This is a genomic window from Serratia sp. C2(1) (assembly GCF_036352655.1).
GTDB classification, from domain to species: domain Bacteria; phylum Pseudomonadota; class Gammaproteobacteria; order Enterobacterales; family Enterobacteriaceae; genus Serratia; species Serratia inhibens.
Genome location: NZ_JAZFBA010000001.1, coordinates 2,194,777 through 2,214,561 on the forward strand (window position 1 = coordinate 2,194,777; position 19,785 = coordinate 2,214,561).

20 protein-coding genes are annotated in these 19,785 nt (G+C 55.0%); 10 read left to right on the plus strand and 10 right to left on the minus strand.

Annotated features, from left to right (window positions below; genetic code table 11):
- Positions 1–72 precede the first annotated feature (72 nt).
- Both mdtG and V2S86_RS10320 read left to right on the plus strand, forming a co-directional pair.
- Positions 73–1,311 carry a multidrug efflux MFS transporter MdtG gene (mdtG, locus tag V2S86_RS10315; protein ID WP_330762333.1) on the plus strand — a complete coding sequence of 413 codons (1,239 nt, stop codon included), beginning with the start codon at positions 73–75 and terminating at the stop codon, positions 1,309–1,311.
- Positions 1,312–1,784: 473 nt separating this feature from the next.
- Entirely contained in the window at positions 1,785–3,338 is a 1,554-nt protein-coding gene (locus V2S86_RS10320) for a peptide MFS transporter (RefSeq protein WP_330762334.1), read from the plus strand.
- A gap of 49 nt (positions 3,339–3,387) precedes the next feature.
- On the opposite strand, the gene V2S86_RS10325 is transcribed toward V2S86_RS10320, so the two are convergent.
- The 4 genes from V2S86_RS10325 to V2S86_RS10340 are packed head-to-tail and all read right to left on the minus strand — an operon-like array spanning position 3,388 to position 4,952.
- Complete coding sequence (locus tag V2S86_RS10325) at positions 3,388–3,786, minus strand: VOC family protein (protein ID WP_330762335.1); 399 nt, start codon at positions 3,784–3,786, stop codon at positions 3,388–3,390.
- The gene (locus tag V2S86_RS10330) at positions 3,786–4,205 is read right to left on the minus strand and encodes a YeeE/YedE family protein (RefSeq protein ID WP_330762336.1); all 420 of its coding nucleotides are present in this window, start codon (positions 4,203–4,205) and stop codon (positions 3,786–3,788) included. The genes V2S86_RS10325 and V2S86_RS10330 overlap by 1 nt, the downstream gene beginning before the upstream one ends.
- Positions 4,206–4,209: 4 nt before the next feature.
- Positions 4,210–4,644: a YeeE/YedE family protein gene (locus V2S86_RS10335; RefSeq protein WP_330762337.1), complete on the minus strand. Its 435-nt coding sequence runs from the start codon at positions 4,642–4,644 to the stop codon at positions 4,210–4,212.
- Entirely contained in the window at positions 4,641–4,952 is a 312-nt protein-coding gene (locus V2S86_RS10340) for an ArsR/SmtB family transcription factor (protein ID WP_330762338.1), read from the minus strand. The genes V2S86_RS10335 and V2S86_RS10340 overlap by 4 nt, the downstream gene beginning before the upstream one ends.
- 141 nt (positions 4,953–5,093) lie before the next feature.
- Here V2S86_RS10340 and V2S86_RS10345 point away from each other — a divergent pair, with 141 nt between their 5' ends.
- On the plus strand, positions 5,094–5,855 hold the full coding sequence (locus V2S86_RS10345) for an AraC family transcriptional regulator (RefSeq protein ID WP_330763186.1): 762 nt from the start codon (positions 5,094–5,096) through the stop codon (positions 5,853–5,855).
- Here the strand turns inward: V2S86_RS10345 and leuA are convergent.
- Positions 5,840–7,510: a 2-isopropylmalate synthase gene (gene leuA, locus V2S86_RS10350; protein ID WP_330762339.1), complete on the minus strand. Its 1,671-nt coding sequence runs from the start codon at positions 7,508–7,510 to the stop codon at positions 5,840–5,842. The genes V2S86_RS10345 and leuA overlap by 16 nt on opposite strands.
- A gap of 211 nt (positions 7,511–7,721) precedes the next feature.
- Here leuA and V2S86_RS10355 point away from each other — a divergent pair, with 211 nt between their 5' ends.
- Positions 7,722–8,099: a MysB family protein gene (locus V2S86_RS10355; RefSeq protein WP_330762340.1), complete on the plus strand. Its 378-nt coding sequence runs from the start codon at positions 7,722–7,724 to the stop codon at positions 8,097–8,099.
- Positions 8,100–8,168: 69 nt separating this feature from the next.
- Positions 8,169–8,723 (plus strand): GNAT family N-acetyltransferase, encoded by a 555-nt coding sequence (locus tag V2S86_RS10360; RefSeq protein ID WP_330762341.1) that lies wholly within the window; start codon positions 8,169–8,171, stop codon positions 8,721–8,723.
- Here V2S86_RS10360 and V2S86_RS10365 read toward each other — a convergent pair.
- From V2S86_RS10365 to mdoG, 3 genes are all read right to left on the minus strand, one after another.
- Positions 8,720–8,965, minus strand: coding sequence for a YceK/YidQ family lipoprotein (locus tag V2S86_RS10365; RefSeq protein WP_330762342.1), 246 nt, complete (start codon positions 8,963–8,965; stop codon positions 8,720–8,722). The two genes, V2S86_RS10360 and V2S86_RS10365, sit on opposite strands and share 4 nt — an antisense overlap.
- 162 nt (positions 8,966–9,127) lie before the next feature.
- Entirely contained in the window at positions 9,128–11,689 is a 2,562-nt protein-coding gene (gene mdoH / locus V2S86_RS10370; RefSeq protein WP_330762343.1) for a glucans biosynthesis glucosyltransferase MdoH, read from the minus strand.
- Positions 11,682–13,250 carry a glucans biosynthesis protein MdoG gene (gene mdoG, locus V2S86_RS10375; protein ID WP_193378402.1) on the minus strand — a complete coding sequence of 523 codons (1,569 nt, stop codon included), beginning with the start codon at positions 13,248–13,250 and terminating at the stop codon, positions 11,682–11,684. The genes mdoH and mdoG overlap by 8 nt, the downstream gene beginning before the upstream one ends.
- 259 nt (positions 13,251–13,509) lie before the next feature.
- Here mdoG and mdoC point away from each other — a divergent pair, with 259 nt between their 5' ends.
- The 5 genes from mdoC (at position 13,510) to V2S86_RS10400 (ending at position 18,714) form a co-directional block, all read left to right on the plus strand.
- The gene (gene mdoC / locus V2S86_RS10380; RefSeq protein WP_330762344.1) at positions 13,510–14,640 is read left to right on the plus strand and encodes a glucans biosynthesis protein MdoC; all 1,131 of its coding nucleotides are present in this window, start codon (positions 13,510–13,512) and stop codon (positions 14,638–14,640) included.
- Between the two features lie 218 nt (positions 14,641–14,858).
- The gene (locus V2S86_RS10385) at positions 14,859–15,875 is read left to right on the plus strand and encodes an acyltransferase (protein ID WP_330762345.1); all 1,017 of its coding nucleotides are present in this window, start codon (positions 14,859–14,861) and stop codon (positions 15,873–15,875) included.
- 314 nt (positions 15,876–16,189) lie between these two features.
- The gene (locus V2S86_RS10390) at positions 16,190–16,414 is read left to right on the plus strand and encodes a hypothetical protein (RefSeq protein ID WP_006322571.1); all 225 of its coding nucleotides are present in this window, start codon (positions 16,190–16,192) and stop codon (positions 16,412–16,414) included.
- A 293-nt stretch (positions 16,415–16,707) separates the two neighbouring features.
- Positions 16,708–18,429, plus strand: a complete 1,722-nt coding sequence (locus V2S86_RS10395; protein WP_330762346.1) for a potassium/proton antiporter — start codon at positions 16,708–16,710, stop codon at positions 18,427–18,429.
- Positions 18,430–18,591: 162 nt separating this feature from the next.
- Positions 18,592–18,714 carry a hypothetical protein gene (locus V2S86_RS10400; RefSeq protein ID WP_330763213.1) on the plus strand — a complete coding sequence of 41 codons (123 nt, stop codon included), beginning with the start codon at positions 18,592–18,594 and terminating at the stop codon, positions 18,712–18,714.
- A gap of 350 nt (positions 18,715–19,064) precedes the next feature.
- On the opposite strand, the gene V2S86_RS10405 is transcribed toward V2S86_RS10400, so the two are convergent.
- Both V2S86_RS10405 and V2S86_RS10410 read right to left on the minus strand, forming a co-directional pair.
- Positions 19,065–19,196: a hypothetical protein gene (locus tag V2S86_RS10405; RefSeq protein ID WP_004942970.1), complete on the minus strand. Its 132-nt coding sequence runs from the start codon at positions 19,194–19,196 to the stop codon at positions 19,065–19,067.
- Between the two features lie 69 nt (positions 19,197–19,265).
- Positions 19,266–19,769, minus strand: a complete 504-nt coding sequence (locus V2S86_RS10410) for a YlaC family protein (protein WP_330762347.1) — start codon at positions 19,767–19,769, stop codon at positions 19,266–19,268.
- Between the last annotated feature and the right edge of the window lie 16 nt (positions 19,770–19,785).

The following is a 19,785-nucleotide window of genomic DNA, read 5'->3' on the forward strand; positions in this document are numbered from 1 at the left end:
AGCTAACTTTCTTGCTTTGCCCCTTTGTTTTCGCCTGCCAGCAAAGCGCGTCACCTTGTGCAATGGTAATTTATGGCTTCGGCATCAGAACCAGTAAACTGGAAACGCAATCTTTTCGTCGTCTGGCTGGGGTGCTTCCTCACCGGGGCCGCCTTCAGCCTGATCATGCCCTTCCTGCCGTTATACGTGGAAACGCTCGGCGTGACCGGCCACGAAGCGCTGAATATGTGGTCGGGCCTAGTGTTCAGCATCACCTTCCTGTTCTCCGCCATCGCCTCCCCCTTCTGGGGTGGGCTGGCCGATCGCCGTGGGCGCAAACTGATGTTGCTGCGCTCGGCGTTGGGTATGTCGATTGTGATGCTTCTGATGGGGATGGCACAGAATATCTGGCAGTTTTTAGCTCTGCGCGCGGTACTTGGCCTGCTCGGCGGCTTTATTCCCAATGCCAATGCGTTGATTGCCACCCAGGTACCGCGCAACCGCAGCGGCTGGGCACTGGGCACCCTGTCCACCGGCGGCGTTAGCGGCGCATTGATTGGGCCGCTGATAGGGGGGCTGTTGGCCGACCAATATGGCCTGAGGCCGGTATTCTACATCACCGCCGCCGTGCTGTTACTCTGCTTTGCGCTGACGCTGTTATGCGTTAAAGAACAGTTCACCTCGGTGCAGAAAAAAGACATGCTGCATGCACGCCAGGTCTTCGCTTCACTGAAAAACCCCAAACTGATACTCAGCCTGTTTGTCACCACCATGATTATCCAGATTGCCACCGGGTCAATCGCACCGATTTTAACGCTGTATGTGCGTGATTTGGCCGGTAGCATCCATAATCTGGCTTTTATCAGCGGCCTGATCGCCTCGGTGCCCGGCGTTGCCGCCCTGATGAGTGCGCCACGGCTGGGCAAACTGGGGGACAGGATTGGCCCTGAGCGCATTCTGGTATTTATGCTGGTTGTCTCGGTGCTGTTGCTGATCCCCATGGCTTTTGTACAAACGCCGTGGCAGCTCGGCGTATTGCGCTTCCTGCTGGGTGCTGCCGACGGAGCGCTATTGCCGGCCGTACAAACTCTGTTGATCTACAACTGCACCAATCAGGTCGCCGGGCGGATTTTCAGTTATAACCAGTCGTTCCGCGACGTGGGTAACGTCAGCGGTCCGCTGTTGGGCGCTGCGGTCTCCGCCGGCTACGGCTTCCGGGCGGTCTTCTGCGTCACCGCCCTGGTAGTGCTGTTTAACGCCGCCTATTCCTGGTGGTGTTTGCAACGCCGGCCGGCACGCATGAAAGAAGACACCTTGCAGGAAGAGCAATAAACCCATTTATCACCCACTGCTTCGCTTAAATGGGTCTACGGTCCATTTACCTTACTTTTAGTATTGATACCCTTCGTGGCTTCTTTTTCTGCACCGACCAGAAAATTCTCAACTTAATACTCTGTTTTAAAAACAGTAATTGATTTTTTGCGCAATAAAACCGCTGTCAATAACATTCCTGCGCAAACCAACATAAAAACCAAGAAAGTAGATGTTTGTCGACTTTTCATCTAAAAAATGGGATACAGGGACTAGACAAAACCACCATCCAGTTATCAAATGGTTAAATAATATCACGCCCAATGTAAATCATTGGCCAAGTGAAAAAAGGCCGACGCGCTTTCCACGGTTAACGGGCGCTGCGGCTGCGGTTTTGTCGGGTAATCCGCATTGGGTGGATCACCTTCCTTAAATACACATACATACCACAGTATAAGCCGCATCAATGCGGCGCATTTTATTGGGAAGACGTTATGCAATCCTCTGTTAATAACCAAGAAAGCCGGACCTTCTTCGGCCACCCTTATCCGCTGGGATCCCTGTTCTTTACCGAAATGTGGGAGCGGTTTTCGTTTTACGGCATTCGCCCATTACTGATTCTGTTCATGGCTGCCACGGTCTACGACGGCGGCATGGGCCTGGCCCGTGAAAATGCCTCGGCGATCGTCGGTATTTTCGCCGGCAGCATGTATCTGGCGGCTTTGCCGGGCGGCTGGCTGGCGGATAACTGGCTCGGTCAACAAAAAGCGGTGTGGTACGGCTCCATTTTGATCGCGCTCGGCCACCTGTCGATCGCGTTGTCTGCCGTCATGGGCAACAACCTGTTCTTCATCGGCCTGATGTTTATCGTACTGGGTTCCGGCCTGTTCAAAACCTGTATCTCGGTAATGGTCGGCACCCTGTACAAGAAGGGCGACAACCGTCGCGACGGTGGTTTCTCGCTGTTCTATATGGGCATCAACATGGGCTCATTCATCGCCCCGCTGATCTCTGGCTGGCTGATCCGCTCTCACGGCTGGCACTGGGGCTTCGGCATCGGCGGTATCGGGATGTTGGTGGCGCTGGTGATCTTCCGGGTATTTGCCGTTCCGGCAATGAAACGCTATGACAGCGAAGTCGGCCTCGATTCCACCTGGAACAGCCCGGTCGCCAAGAAAAACGGCGTCGGTGCCTGGTTAATCGCATTGGCCATCGGCGTGGCGGTGCTCGTCACCCTGATAGCACAAGGCGTGATCGTGATTAATCCGGTGGCAGTGGCCAGCATGCTGGTTTACGTGATTGCCGCCTCGGTGACCCTGTACTTTATTTACCTGTTCGCCTTTGCCGGTCTGAGCCGCAAAGAACGCGCTCGCCTGCTGGTGTGCTTTATCCTGCTGGTATCCGCCGCTTTCTTCTGGTCTGCGTTCGAACAAAAACCTACCTCGTTCAACCTGTTTGCCAACGATTACACCAACCGTATGATTGGCGGCTTCGAGATCCCGGCGGTCTGGTTCCAGTCAATCAATGCCCTGTTCATTATCCTGCTGGCGCCGGTATTCAGCTGGGCCTGGCCGGCGCTGGCGCGTAACAAAGTGCGCCTGAGCAGCATCACCAAGTTTGTTATCGGCATTCTGTTTGCCGCAGCGGGCTTTGGCTTGATGATGCTGGCAGCGCAGAACGTACTGGGCAACGGCGGTGCGGGCGTGTCCCCGCTGTGGCTTGTGGGCAGCATTCTGATGTTGACGCTGGGTGAGCTGTGCCTGAGCCCAATCGGCCTGGCGACCATGACTCTGCTGGCGCCTGAAAGAATGCGCGGTCAGATGATGGGCCTGTGGTTCTGCGCCAGCGCGCTGGGTAACCTGGCGGCCGGTTTGATTGGCGGCCATGTGAAGGCCGATCAGTTAGAAATGCTGCCGAACCTATTCGCCCGTTGCTCGATTGCGTTGCTGATCTGCGCCGTAGTACTGACGCTGCTGATCGTACCTATCCGTCGCATGATGGAAAACACCCAGGGTAAAAGCGAACAGAAACCGGCCACCAACGCCTGATAACGCCTTCTCTTTCTCCTTCAAGCCAGCGCCCGGTGCGCTGGCTTTTTTATTTTCCCCACGCCTGCCATTGCAGCACCACGCGGTAACCGTCCAGATCTTCGAAGGTCTGCCCGCCGTTATCCCAATAAGGGTTGTAAGACGCCACGTGCCGAAAGCCGGCGGCCAGCATGCGTCGGCACCCTGCGCGCCATTCCCCTTCTTGCGGCAGATAAAACACCAGCAGATGATCCTGCGTCGGCGCCAGCCCCACCTTTACGCCGCGATGGTGGGTAAACTCGAGGTGATAGCCGTGCTGCGGATGCCCGACCATTACGCCGTCAAACCCCTGGTGATCGGCAAATTCGCCCAACCGTTCGAACCCTAATCCCTGACAGTACATCGCAGCGATTTCCTGCAGACGATCGGTCGGGCGGGCAATACGCAGCACCGCGTTGGTTATCGGCATTATTTTCTCCGTATCATAATGAACTCATACAGTGCCATGCCCGCCAGCACCGCCGCCACGAACAGCCAGCCAGGTAACGAGCCCGCCCCCGCGAGCACCCATGCCGGCCCGGGGCAGATACCCGCCATGCCCCAGCCAATGCCGAACAGCGCGCTGCCTGCCAGTAAACGGCGATCCAGGCGGCGATTCGTGGGAATGAGCAACGTCTCACCCAACAGCGTTCTCTGCCGACGCCGGGCCCAAAAAAAAGCCGGCGCCGCTACCGCAATCGCCCCCACCATAACCAGAGCCAGCGACGGATCCCAATGGCCGGTAATATCGAGAAAGGCCAGCACTTTGGCCGGGTTGGCCATGCCGGCGATAATCAAACCCAACCCGAAAATGATCCCGCTCAGCAGCGCAAATAAAATCCTGAACATGGTTTTAGCCCCCCGCCAGATGACGAACAACCCAGACGGTGATAAACCCCAGCAGCATAAATACCGCAGTGGCAACCAGCGAACGCGGCGCCAGCCTCGCCATGCCGCATACGCCGTGGCCACTGGTGCATCCGCCCCCCAGTCGGGTTCCCAGGCCGACCAACAACCCGGCCGCCATCAACCACAGGCTGCCGCCGCTGACCGGCATTTCCGGCAAAGGGCCGGCAATACGATACAACCAGGGGGATATCAGCAACCCGACAAGAAATGCGCCGCGCCATATTTTTTCTTTGCCGCCTGGCGTCAACAAACCGCCGGTGATGCCGCTGATCCCGGCGATGCGCCCGTTAAACACCAGCAACAGCGCCACCGCAATGCCGATAATACCCCCGCCGGCCAGTGCGGAAAGCGGCGTGAAATGCAGCCAGTCAATGGTCATGGTGTCGCTCCCGGTGCCGGACAATAAAGTTGATACAAGGTGCTGAGGATCGTCAGCGCTTTTTCATCGCTGACGGCATAGTAAATCTGCTTGCCCTCACGCCGCGTTGACACCAGCCCTTCCTGCCGCAATACGCTCAATTGCTGGGAAAGCGTCGGCTGACGGATCCCCAGCGTCTGCGCCAGTTCACCGACCGACATCTCACGCTGGCTAAGTTGGCATAGCAACAGCAAGCGATCCTCATTGCCCAGCGCGCGCAACAGCGCCCCGGCTTGCGTCGCCGCCTGCCGCATATTGTCGATATTCATGGGATCCTTAAAACAATTCATAAAATTATATATTGTATTCTTATAGACTATAATTCAGCGCCGCACCAGAGACTGGTGTGAAATGTGCCGGCGTGGCATGCTGCCATTACGCCTTACCACCACGCGGGGATACCGCTACAGATGCTGCTTTGCCACGACTTAATGCCAACCAACCGGTCGATTGTGCCGATTGCCAAAGATTACCAACACGGCGATTTCGAGCCCCTTCACCACCATAACTGTGCGCAACTGATCCACAGCCTTAGCGGCGTAGTACAGGTCAACACCCGTCTGGGCAGTTGGGTGGTGCCGCCGGGCCGCGGCGTCTGGTTGCCGGCACGGATGGAGCATAGCCTGCGCATCACCGGCAAGGTGGCGGCCAGAGCGCTGTTTGTCGATCCGTTGGCACGTGCCGATCTGCCCGCACAGTGCGAGGTGGTGCAAATCTCACCGCTGCTGCGCGAGCTGATTATCTGCGCGATGGACATTCCGCTGGATTACCCGCCAGGCGGGCGTGAAGATCGGATAATGGAACTGATCCTGGACGAGTTGCGCGTCTTGCCTATTCTGCCGTTGCATTTGCCGGAGCCACGCGACGAAGCCCTGCTGGCGCTATGCCGGCATATTCAGCAATCGCTGGCGCAGCCCTGGGAGTTAGCGCAGGCAGCCGGTTATATCAGCGTCAGCGGCCGCACATTGTCGCGCCGCTTTCAACGTGAAACCGGGCTGCGCTTTGGCGATTGGGTCCGCCGCGCCCGGCTACTGGCGGCGCTGAACGCTCTGGCGGCCGGCCACTCGGTGCTGGAAGTGGCGCTGGACCTGGGCTATGACAGCCCCAGCGCCTTCAGCGCCATGTTCCGCCGCCTGCTGGGCGTCGCCCCGAGCGCTTATTTCGCCAGATAGCGCCCGGCGACGTTAAACAGCGCCTGCAGCGAGGCGCTGGCGGAATCGACATCGATCCCAACGCCATAAGCCGCCTCCCCATGTGCCAAAGTGCAACGTATATAAGCCACGGCGCGACTGTGGCTCTGATGGCCCAGGGTATGTTCGTGATAATCCTCAATCGCCAACGCCAGGCCAAAGCGCTGGCGCAACGCATCTACCGCGCTGGACAGCAACCCGTTCCCTACCCCCATCAGCCTCTGTTGCTGCTCCTCGAACAGTACCCGGGCGCTGAAACTGTAAGCCTCAACGCCATGGCTCTCGGTCTGATAACTCAACAATTGCAGCCTCGGTTGTTCAACCAGTCCGTAAGTCGAGCGGAACAGTCGCCACAACTCGGCGGTGGTCATCTCTTTACCGCTGCCGTCCGTCGCCTGTTGCACCACCTTGCTGAAATCAATCTGCAGCCCGCGCGGCAACGACAGGCCGTGATTCTGTTCCAGCAGCCAGGCGGCGCCACTTTTGCCTGACTGGCTGTTAACCCGGATCACCGCCTCATAGCTGCAGCCGACATCACCCGGATCGAGCGGTAAGTAAGGCACCTGCCACAAACCGTCCTGTCGCTGCTGTTGGGCGGCGAAGCCTTTCTTGATGGCATCCTGATGCGAGCCGGAAAAGGCGGTGAAAACCAGTTCGCCGGCGTAAGGATGGCGCGGATGTACCGGCAGTTGGTTGCACTGTTCAACCACCTCAACCACCTGTTTCAGTTGGCTGAAATCCAGCCCCGGCGCAACGCCCTGGGTGTACAGATTGAGCGCCAGCGTCACCAGATCGACGTTACCGGTACGCTCGCCGTTGCCGAACAGGCACCCTTCCACCCGATCGGCGCCGGCCAGCATCGCCAGTTCGGCGCAGGCTACCCCGGTACCGCGATCGTTATGCGGATGTACGCTGATCGTCACCTGTTTGCGCTGGCTGAAGCGGCGGCAAAACCATTCGATCTGATCGGCATACACGTTCGGCGTACTGACTTCCACTGTCGCCGGCAGATTGATGATCATCGGCCGCCCAGGACCTGGCTGCCAGACATCGGCCACCGCCTCGCAAATCTCCAGCGCGAATTCCAGCTCGGTAAAGCAGAAGGTTTCCGGTGAGTACTCGAAGGTCCAGGCTGTTTCCGGCTGCAATTCGCACTGCTGGCGGATGCGCAATGCGCCATTCACCGCCAGGGCTACCGTCGCCGCTTTGTCCTGCCGGAAAACAATCTCGCGGAACATGGGGGCGGTGGCGTTATACAAATGCACGATAGCGCGAGGGGCACCGCGCAGCGATTCAAAGGTGCGATCTATCAGATCGTCACGCGACTGGGTCAACACCTGAATGCTGACATCGTCCGGGATCAGTTGCTCATCAATCAGCGAGCGCACAAAATCAAAATCCGTTTGCGACGCCGAGGGGAACGCCACCTCAATCTCTTTAAACCCGCATTGCAGCAGCAACTGGTAGAACTGGCGTTTACGAGCGTTATCCATCGGCTCCGCCAGTGCCTGGTTGCCGTCACGCAGATCGCTGGAGCACCAACGCGGTGCCTGCTCAAGGGTGCGGCCGGGCCATTGGCGATCCGCTAACGCCACCGGTGGGAACGGGCGATATTTGCTTGAAGGGTTGGTTAACATGGCGATCTCCTGGGGTGGTCGTAGGCAATGCCTTATTATTTCCCGCCACGTTATTCGCTGCTCCCGCTTAGCGGACAATCGTCGTCGCAAAACGGACAACAAAAAAATTTGCATCCTGCGCCAACGAGACAACAATTACTTCTGACGTATGTCATGACACTTTGGCGCTGCCAAAGCCCTTTCATTAACCTCACTGTGACTGGAGACGGACATGAGCCTGTATGCAACCCTGGAAGAAGCTATCGAAGCCGCGCGCGAGGAGTTTATCGAATCCGCCGAAGGCGGCAATGACGATGAAACGCCGGTACCGCAACAGTTCAATCTGCAAAAATACGTGATGTTGGACGGTGATATCATGTGGCAGGCCGAGTTCTTTGAGGAAGAAGGGGAATCGGTCGAGTGTTTCACCCTACGCAGCGGCGCTGCCGCCCAGGCTATTTTTGACGGTGACTACGACGAAGTGGAAATCGGTGCGGAATGGATAGAGGAAAATACGCTGCACGAGTGGGAGGAAGGTGATTTCCAGCTCGATCCACCGTTGGATACCGAAGAGGGCCAGGCTGCCGCCGACGAATGGGACGAACGCTGAATAACGTCGGGCAGGTGCCGGCCGATACTCGCTCCTGCCCGCCCCCTATAATGTTCTCCCGGAGGCCTAATGATCGTCCGCCAGGCATGTCGCGCCGATTACCCCGCTATCTTGCAACTGCAGTCGCAAAATACCCCGGCAAACCTTAGCGAGAGCCAAAAACGGCAAGGGTTTATCGTCTCACGTATGAATGAGGCTCAGTTAGAAAGCATTAACCGGCGTCTGGGTATTCTGGTGGCGGTTGAAGAGCGTGCATTGGTGGGCTTTGTCTGCCTGATGCCCACCGATATGCAACCGCGCCCGCCGGTGGTGGATGCGATGCTGGATACGCTCGGCAATCAGTCATTCAACGGCCGGGCGCTCCGTGAGCAGAAAGTGTTCTTGTATGGCCCGGTGTGCCTTGATACCGCCTGGCGCGGCAAAGGGGTGCTGAAACAGTTGTTCGCTGCCGTCAAGGCATGCACCCGCGATGAATTCGATGTCGGCGCGCTGTTTGTTGACGACGACAACCCGCATTCACTGATCGCCCACGAGCGAGGGTTGAAGATGACGGTGCTGGCGCCCTTCCGCTGCGGCCGGCACGGATATCAGTTGCTGGTGTTCGCCACACGGGATCCGATTTAATCGTAAGGCCCGTGCTGCGCATCGAACGGCAACATAAAGGTATCCACCACCATTGATAGCGGCACGTCAATCACCGTGATGTAGCGCCAGGGCGTATCACGCAGATCCCATTGCACACCCGGGTAATATTGATGGCCATGCCCGGCACCGGGCACCGTGCGGCTGATGATGCTGCCGCAACCGGTCAACGCCATTACGCCTGCCGCCAGCAGCGCCAAGCGGATTGAAGAAGAAAAGTTCACCAAATTGACTCTTGAACCTGGTTGTTTTGAAAATAAACAACGCCCCGTGCGGATGTTAGCACAGTTTCCTACCGCCGGTTTGTCAGCATTGCGTAAGCGAAAGGCCAAAAAAAACGGGGAACACGCAACGCGCATTCCCCGCTTGGGCTACCCGATCAGCGCCTAGCGCCGTCCAACCGGATGAGCCAGTTCGTTATGCGGCAGTCGCTGATAGTGTTCACGCCAGGCATTGCCTTCCGGCAGCTGCCAGACGCGCTGATGCAGACGTGACAGCGCTACCGGATCGCTCAGCAGCTCCAGTCGTTTGCCCTTCGCCAGTTTTTCCGGCCCCAGTTGCAACGCTTCAGTCACCCGTTCTTCACGGTTACGCTCAATCGCCCCGCGTAGATGGTGACGTGCCGTCGCCAGCGCCGTTGCCAATGCGTTGAATGACGGGTTAACCACGGCGTGCATAAAGCCATTGGCCAGCGCGCGCTCACGGTTAAGCTGCAGATACTCTTCCGTAGCCAGCAGTTCGCGCGGCGGTGAGTATTCTTCCGGGATCAAGAACAGTTTGGCGCGCTTGCTTTTTATACCCAAGGTCGCGCGGCTCGACAGCGCAGACACGATCGGTGACAGGATCAACGAGAAAACGATTGGCGACAACCACCACAGGAAACGCAGATCCAGCCAGGCCATACCGCCGGCCCAGACCAGGCCCAACAGCATCTGTGAACCGTGACGTTTAAAGGCTTCGCTCCATGGCGTGTCATCATCGTCACGCTGCGGAGAGTTCCATACCACTTCCCAACCCAGGAAAGCGCTGACCACGAACACGGTGTGGAACAGCATGCGCACCGGCGCCAGCAGCACCGAGAACAGCATTTCCAACAGCATCGACAGCAGCAGGCGCAAAGCACCGCCGTATTCTTTGGCGCCTTTGGCCCAGATCAGCACTATGCTGAGCAGTTTAGGCAAGAACAGCAGTATCAGCGTGGTGGAGAACAGCGCTATCGCCAGCTCCGGACGCCACTGCGGCCATACCGGGAACAGCTGCCGCGGCTGCAGGAAGTACTGCGGCTCCATCAGGGTATGCACCACCTGCAACGCCGTCGACAGTGCCAGGAACATAAACCACAAGGGTGCCGACAGATAAGACATCACGCCGGTCAGGAACACCGCACGGTGCACCGGGTGCATGCCTTTGACCAGGAACAAGCGGAAGTTCATCAGGTTACCGTGACACCAGCGACGGTCGCGCTTCAGCTCATCCAGCAGGTTCGGCGGCAACTCTTCATAGCTGCCCGGCAAATCGTAGGCAATCCACACACCCCAACCGGCACGGCGCATCAGCGCAGCTTCCACGAAGTCATGCGACATGATGGAACCGGCGAAAGAGCCTTCGCCCGGCAGCGGCGCCAGCGCACAGTGTTCGATAAACGGCTTCACGCGGATAATCGCGTTATGGCCCCAGTAGTGCGACTCACCCAATTGCCAGAAATGCAGGCCGGCGGTGAACAGCGGCCCGTAGACCCGAGTGGCAAATTGCTGCACGCGAGCATACAACGTATCCATGCCCGAAGCCTTTGGCGCGGACTGGATGATACCGGCGTTCGGATTGGCTTCCATCAGACGCACCAACCCAGTGAGACACTCACCGCTCATCACGCTGTCGGCGTCCAGAATCACCATGTAGCTGTACTCGCCACCCCAACGACGGCAGAAGTCGTCGATGTTGCCGCTTTTGCGTTTCACGCGGCGACGGCGGCGGCGGTAGAAGATACGACCATGGCCGTCTACATCGCGGCACAGTTCCATCCAGGCCTTCTGTTCCGCCATGCAGATATCCGGATCGTAGCTGTCGCTCAGCACGTAGATATCGAAATGCTCCAGTTGACCAGTAGCGGCGACGGACTCATAGGTCGCACGCAGGCCGGCGAACACACGCTCGACGTCTTCGTTACAGATCGGCATGATCAAGGCGGTGCGATGTGCCGGGTTAATCGGTTCATCGCCTTTGATGGTGGAAGAGATGCTGTATTTATCTTTGCCAATCAGCAACTGCAGGAACCCCATCAACGCAGTCCAGAAACCGGCCGATACCCAGCAGAAAAGGATGGCGAACAGGATCAGAATGCCGGTTTGCAAGACATAAGGCAGCAGTTGCAACACGGATTGCATCAGATCCTGATCCAGCATGGCCAGCGGATCGATCAGCGCCCAGCCCTGATAGGGCAAAATGGTTTTCATGTACCAGGTGGCGATGCCGGTTTGCACCAGCATCAACACCAACAGCACATAGCGACGCATCGACCCCACCACCCGCCAGCGATTTTCCGCCTCGGCTTCCTCTTTGGAAGCGTGGCGATTGTGCGGCGAGCGCCCCAGCAGAGAATCCCAAAAGCGCGCTACCGGGTTGGTGCGCCAGGCTTCCGGGAACATGCTGGTACGTTTGATTGGCGGCATTGCCTTCAGCACGGTGCGGCCTTCGGCATCGGTGTCGAAATCGTCGTCGCTGACCGCATCCGGCCAAGCGCTTTCGATACGCGTTTTGACCGAGGCCAGCGCCACGTCATCCGTCGACAGCGTATTAACGTTGGCATCGGCGGCACCCATCTTGCGATGCAACGCCTCCAGTGCCTGGCCGTCATCTGCCGCCGTCTGTGGTTTAAGCGCCTCTGACCGCTCAGCGGTCAGAGGCATTGCCGCAAGATAATCCTGGGCAGATTGAGTAAGCTTATTCATTGGCAGGTAGCTGATAGCTCCAGGTTTCCGACAGGGTCTTATCACCATTGACCAGCGCAGCGCGCATTTCTACCGGCTTCTTGTCGTCTTTCACTTTAAGACGCAGCGTCAGGCGCCAGCCTTTGGTCACTGGATTATAGCGGACATTGTTTTCGACCACTTCACCGTTATCGCCGATGCTCACCTGAGAGGCGACCGGCGTAGCGCCGTCCAGGCCTTTCAGGACCGGGCCAACGAAATCAACCAGGAACGCCACGCTGCCGTCAGGCTCGCGGATCAGGTTGGACTGCTTCACATCACCGGTAGAACGCATCGTCTGGCTTACATAGGCGATATCCTGTGAATGCAGCTTGTCTTCATCGCGGGTGAAGTGCAGTCGGTAGTTCAGCGCCAGCGGGGTTTTGGCATCCGGCAAGACGTCCGGGGTCCAAAAGGCAACGATATTGTCGTTGGTTTCATCCGCAGTAGGGATTTCCACCAGCTCAACTTTACCCTTGCCCCAGTCGCCACGCGGCTCGATCCAGGCGCTTGGGCGCAGATCGTAACGATCGTCCAGATCTTCGTAATCTTTGAAGTTACGCCCGCGCTGCAGCAGACCGAAACCTTTCGGGTTCTCGATCTGGTAGGTGCTGACGGACAAGTGCTTCGGATTATTCAGCGGACGCCAGATCCACTCGCCGTTACCGGCATGGATCGACAAGCCATTGGAATCATGCAGCGCCGGACGGTAGTTCAGCGTAGGCGATGGCTGGCTTGGCCCGAACAGGTACATGCTGGTCAGCGGTGCCATACCCAGTTTGCCGACCTTGTCGCGCAGGAACACTTTGGACTCGACATCCACCGTGGTATCGCGGCCCGGATAGACCACAAAACGATAAGCCCCGGTGGCACGCGGTGAATCCAACAGCGCGTAAATGACCAGATGCTTGTCGCCCTGCTTCGGACGTTCAACCCAGAATTCGCGGAAACGCGGGAACTCTTCACCGGACGGCAAGGCAGTATCAATCGCCAGACCACGGGCGGAAAGCCCGTAAACCTGCCCTTTACCCACCACGCGGAAGTAGCTCGCGCCCAGCAGGCTCATAATTTCGTCGTTCTTATCCGCACTGTTGATCGGATAAATCACCTTGAAACCGGCAAAGCCGAGGTTTTTTACCGAATCCGGATCGTGCTTCACCGAACCAAAGTTGAAGTACTCCGGGCTGTACTTGATCTGTTTTACGCTGGTTGCAGTGACTTCATTGATTTTCACCGGCGTGTCGAAGTACATCCCCTGATGATAAAATTCAAGTTTGAATGGGGTTTTCAGCTTGTTCCAATAGGCTTTATCGTGATTGAACTGAATCTGCTGATAGTCCGCGAATTTCATTTCACGGAATTGAGAAGGAAGGTTGCTCTTCGGGGCCTCAAAGCCTTTTCCTGCCAGATCCTGAGCCTGTTTGGCCACATCGTCGATAGAAAAAGCCCATGCCTGTGAAGTAAACAGCGTGAACAATACGGTAGCACCTAACCAACGAACGCTCGCGGCGCGTGGTTTACTGGATAATATATTAACTAGCACATCCCCCCCTATTCGTGTGCTCAAATCATTTAAATCCATATTAATGGATTATTCAGCTTTCCGACAACATGATAAATGGATGGTTCATGTTTATGGCTCATTGTTTAAGCAGCTGATGAAACACCAGCGTAGCAAGCCGCGCAGCAAGACGCTATGGAAAAATGTGAATCGGTATAGTAGGGTTTGGGATTGCGATTTAACCATTGCCGACTTATTAAGCGTGTTAATGACCACTCGACAAAATGACTAGCGGTAACCTATGACTAAAGGCAACAATCAACGAGAGTTTTTCCTCGATTCGATCCGAGCTTATTTGATGTTGCTCGGCGTTCCTTTCCACCTCTCCCTTATCTATTCCAGCCACGCCTGGGCGGTGAACAGCGCTACGCCCTCGTTTTCGTTGACGGTGCTGAACGACTTCATCCATGCCTTTCGCATGCAGGTGTTCTTCGTGATCTCCGGCTACTTCTCCTACATGCTTTACGAGCGCTACGAGCGCCACAAGTGGTTGAAGGTCAGACTGGAGCGAGTGGCGATCCCCCTGCTGAGCTCGATACCCTTAATAACCGTACCGCAGTTTTTCATGCTGAAATACTTCACGGATAAATTAAACGGCTGGGACGATTTTTCTCTCTATCAGAAAATAAATGTAACAATTTGGGAACTGGTTTCTCACCTGTGGTTTTTATTAACCCTGTCATTGCTGACCACAGCCTGTTTTTATCTGTTCAAAAAAATTAAGGCGTTAAAAAGTAACGTTGCCCCTAACCCGATAAATAGAATGACAGGATTAGGAAACATCTCACTGTTCTTTCTTTTATATGCTTTATGCTATTCGGTCGCGCACCGTATTATTTTAATTTTTGCGCCGCAATTACTTTCCAATGGCCTGTTCAATTTTGTGGTGATGGAGACGATGTTCTACCTGCCGTTCTTCATCCTCGGCGCTTACGCGTTTAAGTACGTGTGGCTGAAAGAGATTTTTCTCAAACCCTCGCCATTGGCAGTGCTCGGCTCGCTGCTGTTGTTGATTGCCTACATGCTGAATCAGACGTTACTGGCCCACAGCAGCTATATGTTTGAACTGGAAGTGGTGATCAAAACCCTGCTTGGCATCCTGATGACAAACGTCGTGTTTTCATTCGGGCACCGGGTGTTGAATTCTCATTCGCCACAAATCACTTATCTGGTCAATGCGTCGCTGTTTATATATCTGGTGCATCATCCGCTGACCTTGATATATGGCGCTTTTGTGACGCCCTATATCAACAATAACCTGCTGGGTTTCCTGATTGGTCTGGTGTTCGTCTTCTCCTGCGCCTTTGCCTTATATGAGTTGCACAAGCGCGTCCCTCTGTTGCGTTTCCTGTTCTCAGGCAAACCACAGTAATACCCAGTCTCCATGGCCTCAGGGTGAGATTTCCTCCCCCTGAGGCCATGGAAGGAGGCTTCACTAACCTTTTGAATGCGTTGCTCATCTTTTCATCATGAGCATTTTCCTAATCTTTGTCTTACCTCCCCCCTCACATTGCAAACTGACGATCACCTGTTACGCTCACTAGACATACTTATAAGTTATTTTTGTTCCTTTCTGGGCAGGGTAATCACATGAGAGAAGCATGGGTCGACTATGCAAAAGGCATCGGTATTATTTTGGTGGTCTTTGGCCATGTAAATCGCGGTTTGTACAGTGCAAACATTCATCTTTCCGAATCGTTTTACCAACTTACAGACAGCGTTATCTACAGTTTTCATATGCCGCTGTTCTTTTTCCTTTCCGGTTTATTTTTCGTTCAGTCATTAGATAGAAAGGGTAAAACCAGCTTTATCATCAGTAAAGTTGATACTATCGTGTACCCCTATATCATCTGGTCGTTGCTACAGGGAGCTATCGAGATCGCCTTGTCACGCTATACCAACAACCCCGCCAGACTGGCGGACATGCTGACACTGTTTACGCATCCTCGGGCACAATTCTGGTTCCTGTACGCCTTGTTTATGGTGTTTGTCCTCGCCGCCCTGTTATATAGCAAGAATACATTCAACTACATCCTGCCTGTCTTGATCGTTATCAGCGCCGGTTTGTATGTTTATCAGGACAGCCTTGGACAAGCTTTCCATTTCGATTATGTCACCAAGTTTATGATCTTCTTCTTGCTCGGGGCGGTAGCAATACGCTATTCAACCGTCATTGGCGGAATCGGCATGGGTACCAGCCTGATCGCTTTACTGGCTTTTACTCTATTGGAGTGGGGATTCCATGGTTACCTTGGCCTGACCTACACAAATGCCGGAGCGTTCTCCCTGATCCTTGCCGTCGTCGCCATCGCCTTTATCATTTGCCTGTCAGTGCTGCTTGCAAAGGTAAACATCCCTTGGTTACAACGTTTGGGTGAGTTGAGTATGGTGATCTACCTGATGCACATCCTTGCCGCCAGTGGATTACGCATCGTGCTGGCCAAATTTCTGCACGTCAACAACTGGTCGGTACATGTTGTTGCCGGTACGCTGGTTGGCCTGATCGCCCCAATTATTGCCTATTACGTTATTCAACGTCTGCACCTCAATTTCCTGTTGGAGCGTCCGCGTTACAACCGAGTGCAACGCAAAGAAAAAACCCTCTGAACGCTTGGGGCGGCTCTTGCCGCCCCTTTTCTCAACACCTTCTTCCCAAGCCTATTTACGATGCGACAATAGCGTCCGGGTTGCTGCCGGACCTGTAGCATAGAGCACACATTGCTCAGCTCAATGGTTAAAGTTAGTGCAAAGTTATGCTGGAGCATATTGCCGCTAGTTGTTATAACTGCAATGCATAAGTGGAAATCCACATCCCTGCCTTACGGTAGCGATTGGGCTCAATGAACCCTGAGGGACGACGTTATCGTTGGTACGATAATGTTGGCATCATCTCCCTTCCGTCACGACAGAGAGGATTTTTAATGACTGATAAAGACACTTCGGCTCAGGAAGCCGTACCAGAAAACGCCACCCTACTGAAAATCCTTGGCCGCTTGCTGTCCGCACTGGATTCGTCGATCAGCGGCAAGGATCGCAGCATTCTGGTGACCGAACTTTCCAGCCTCAATCTTGACGGCATTTCAGAGTCGGAGCGAAAATTGGCCGCTGAACTGATCAAGCGAGCCTTGCAATCGCTCGATCATTAACGACACTGCGCCTACAAACCATTAAGCCTCCCGACGGGGGTTTAATGGTTTCCCCCTCAGTCGACCTCCGATGATTATTGCCAAAGTAAATATTCAGTATTCTGATAACTATAGATAAAAGTAAAGACTTATCTTCTTCCCCTCGTTTTCGCTATCCATCCCCGCCAAACGGCAATAAATGCCAAAAATGTTTTCTCAATCAGCTTTAGCGTTTTACCCACTAAACACGTTATCATCACAGGGTATCTGCGCCCCTGCGCAACGCCTTCCCCCAGCCTCAGGAGAACGTCATTTTGGATGCCAGCACGATCAACAGTTTGTTCATCATCGGTGCCGTGTTGGTGGGGGCAAGCATTCTACTCAGTTCATTCTCTTCGCGGCTGGGCATTCCCATTTTGGTGATTTTCCTGGCAATTGGCATGCTGGCAGGGGTCGATGGCCCGGGCGGCATCGTTTTCAGCAATTATCCTGTGGCCTACCTGGTCAGTAACCTGGCGCTGGCTGTAATCCTGCTGGATGGCGGTATGCGCACCCGAGTCAGTTCCTTCCGCGTTGCGTTGTGGCCTGCTCTCTCACTTGCCACCATCGGCGTGGTGATCACTGCGGGGCTTACCGGTCTGGCGGCCGCCTGGTTGTTTGATCTTGATCTGCTTCAGGGCATGCTGATTGGCGCCATTATCGGTTCTACCGATGCCGCAGCGGTGTTTTCATTGCTGGGCGGTAAAGGGCTGAACGAGCGGGTTAGCGCTACACTGGAAATTGAATCCGGCAGCAACGATCCGATGGCGGTATTCCTCACCATCACTCTGATTGCGATGATCGCCGCCGGCGAAACAACGCTGAGCTGGATGTTCCCCCTTCATTTGTTGCAGCAGTTTGGCATGGGGATCGTTTTTGGCCTTGGCGGCGGCTTGCTACTGTTGTGGTTGATCAACCACATTAAATTGGCCGAAGGCCTGTACCCGTTGCTGGCCGTGAGCGGCGGCATTTTGATTTTTGCCCTGACCACCGCACTGGACGGCAGCGGTATTCTGGCGGTATACCTGTGCGGCCTGATGCTGGGCAATCGGCCAATCCGCAACCGCCACGGCATAGTTCAGACCTTTGATGGTCTGGCCTGGCTGAGCCAGATCGGCATGTTCCTGGTACTGGGGCTGTTGCTCAACCCACACGAGTTGCTGCCTATTGCCATCCCTGCCCTGCTGCTGTCACTGTGGATGATCTTGTTCGCCCGACCGCTTTCGGTATTTATCGGGCTGTTGCCGTTTCGCAGTTTTACCCTGCGCGAACGCAGTTTTATCTCGTGGGTCGGCCTGCGCGGCGCGGTACCGGTCATTCTGGCCGTCTTCCCGATGATGGCAGGATTGCCGAACGCGCAGCTGTTCTTCAATGTGGCTTTCTTTGTGGTATTGGTCTCGCTGCTGCTGCAAGGCACCACGCTGTCTTTCGCCGCCAGAAAGGCCAAAGTCATAGTGCCGCCGGCACTGGCCCCCGTCTCGCGGGTCGGGCTGGACGTACACCCGGAAAACCAATGGGAGCAGTTTGTTTACCAGCTCTCGTCGGAAAACTGGTGCGTGGGTGCCGCGCTGCGCGAGCTAAAAATGCCACCCGGTACGCGTATTGCCGCGCTGTTCCGCGGCAAGGAACTGCTGCATCCAAGCGGCAGTACGAAGCTGCGTGAAGATGACATCCTGTGCGTAATCGGCCATGAACACGATCTGCCGGTACTAGGCAAACTGTTCAGCCAAGCGCCGGTGGTCACACTGGACGAACGCTTCTTCGGTGATTTTATCCTGCAATCAAACGCACGCCTGAGCGATATATCTCAGGTATACGGGCTTAATCTGCAGGAAGGCGTGGACGAGCAGCAAACGCTCGGCCAGTTCGTCCTTCAATTGATCGGCGGTGCCCCCGTGGTGGGCGATCAGGTGGAATGGGATGGTTTGACATGGACTATTGCCGAAATGGACGGTAATTCGATTAGCAAGATTGGCGTAAAAATCGTTACTGACTGATCCTCCCGCAGCACCCGCCCGCTGCACTGTAACGCGCGCAGCGGGCCCTCAGAATAATGACGGAACTTATAGGCCCGGGAAGGTTCTTAAACTCTGAAATTATCAAAATCGGGGCTTTCGGCCTCGTCGTTTTAACCTTTACTCTGGGAACACCGCACAGCGGTGATGGGTATTGATTTGAACAGCAAAACTCGATTTTTATCTGTCATGGTGCTGCTGGCGCTGGTGGTCATCGCGCTGGATCTGGGCATCGCCGATTTGGTCCATAGCTTCTTAATTGGATAACGTTAACGTGACACAGCAGCATCAAGAAAAAGATATTCTGGGAAAAATACTGGTTACCGTATCTGCGCTTTGCCTGGTTGTCGTGGCGGGTTTGTTGGTTTGGTGGTTTGTGCTGGATTAGTCGTTTGGCTGACGCAGGTAACGCGGAAACACAACAACAACTATTTTGTTACAATGCTTCGACATCTCTTTCTTGTCACAAGGCGTATGCTGAACGGACATGGAAATAAAAATTATACCCTCATACTACTTAAGTGTTGGCCCGCCTGAAACGGGCTTTTTTTTGCCTGCCATCCCCATTCCAGGCACAAAAAAACCGCCGCAGCGGTTTTTTTCGTTAGCAATGGCGATCAGATTTTGCACCCTTCGCAGTCCGCTTCATCCTCAAGGATCTCAGGCACTTCTTTCGCTTTCTGCGCCGCTTTTTCTTCCGCTTTCGCTAATTCGGCATCGATATCAAAATCGAAAATATCATCACTCATTGCAAACTCCTCACGCTTAACTGGCTTCGAAGAGTGAGTATAATCGACAACCGCACAAGCGGAAACCCTTCAGTTAAGCACCGCCACCTGCGGCTGTTCGCCCTGCGGCTTCTTTGAATACGCCAGATCGTAAACATCATAGAAATCGATCTCGCCTTTATTGGCGATGATTTCCTGCATGCGCGTTTTCAGCGTCGCGCCTATCGACGGCTCATCCAGCAGCGCCTTCACCGATTGCGGCGACAGGGCTCGGGTGAAATACCATTCGCCGTTATAACATACGCGCAGATCCAACACGCCGATATCCTCAAAACGATACACCGGTTTGATTTCAATCAGCAACATTGCAAACATGAACAAAACGAAGACCGTGAAAGCCACAAATGAGAAAAAACCCATATAAGAGACTTGGTACATCACGGCGACCACGGCGAAATAGCCGGCGAACATGGCAAGGCACAGATAAAGGTGATCGCGGGCAAATTCGCTGTTAAAACGCAGTTTGCCGTCGCGCCCTTCCTGCCGGTTGATCCGCTCGATTTCTTTTACCAAGATGCTTTTAATCGCGTCCATACTTACAACCTTATGC

Coding starts and splice junctions, on each gene's coding strand:
- V2S86_RS10330 (WP_330762336.1), bottom strand. CDS start 4,205: ATGTTCAGGATTTTATTTGCGCTGCTGAGCGGGATCATTTTCGGGTTG.
- V2S86_RS10360 (WP_330762341.1), top strand. CDS start 8,169: ATGATCGTCCGCCAGGCATGTCGCGCCGATTACCCCGCTATCTTGCAA.
- V2S86_RS10320 (WP_330762334.1), top strand. CDS start 1,785: ATGCAATCCTCTGTTAATAACCAAGAAAGCCGGACCTTCTTCGGCCAC.
- mdoC (WP_330762344.1), top strand. CDS start 13,510: ATGACTAAAGGCAACAATCAACGAGAGTTTTTCCTCGATTCGATCCGA.
- mdoH (WP_330762343.1), bottom strand. CDS start 11,689: ATGAATAAGCTTACTCAATCTGCCCAGGATTATCTTGCGGCAATGCCT.
- V2S86_RS10385 (WP_330762345.1), top strand. CDS start 14,859: ATGAGAGAAGCATGGGTCGACTATGCAAAAGGCATCGGTATTATTTTG.
- leuA (WP_330762339.1), bottom strand. CDS start 7,510: ATGTTAACCAACCCTTCAAGCAAATATCGCCCGTTCCCACCGGTGGCG.
- mdtG (WP_330762333.1), top strand. CDS start 73: ATGGCTTCGGCATCAGAACCAGTAAACTGGAAACGCAATCTTTTCGTC.
- V2S86_RS10325 (WP_330762335.1), bottom strand. CDS start 3,786: ATGCCGATAACCAACGCGGTGCTGCGTATTGCCCGCCCGACCGATCGT.
- V2S86_RS10390 (WP_006322571.1), top strand. CDS start 16,190: ATGACTGATAAAGACACTTCGGCTCAGGAAGCCGTACCAGAAAACGCC.
- V2S86_RS10345 (WP_330763186.1), top strand. CDS start 5,094: ATGCTGCTTTGCCACGACTTAATGCCAACCAACCGGTCGATTGTGCCG.
- V2S86_RS10410 (WP_330762347.1), bottom strand. CDS start 19,769: ATGGACGCGATTAAAAGCATCTTGGTAAAAGAAATCGAGCGGATCAAC.
- V2S86_RS10405 (WP_004942970.1), bottom strand. CDS start 19,196: ATGAGTGATGATATTTTCGATTTTGATATCGATGCCGAATTAGCGAAA.
- V2S86_RS10355 (WP_330762340.1), top strand. CDS start 7,722: ATGAGCCTGTATGCAACCCTGGAAGAAGCTATCGAAGCCGCGCGCGAG.
- V2S86_RS10340 (WP_330762338.1), bottom strand. CDS start 4,952: ATGAATATCGACAATATGCGGCAGGCGGCGACGCAAGCCGGGGCGCTG.
- V2S86_RS10335 (WP_330762337.1), bottom strand. CDS start 4,644: ATGACCATTGACTGGCTGCATTTCACGCCGCTTTCCGCACTGGCCGGC.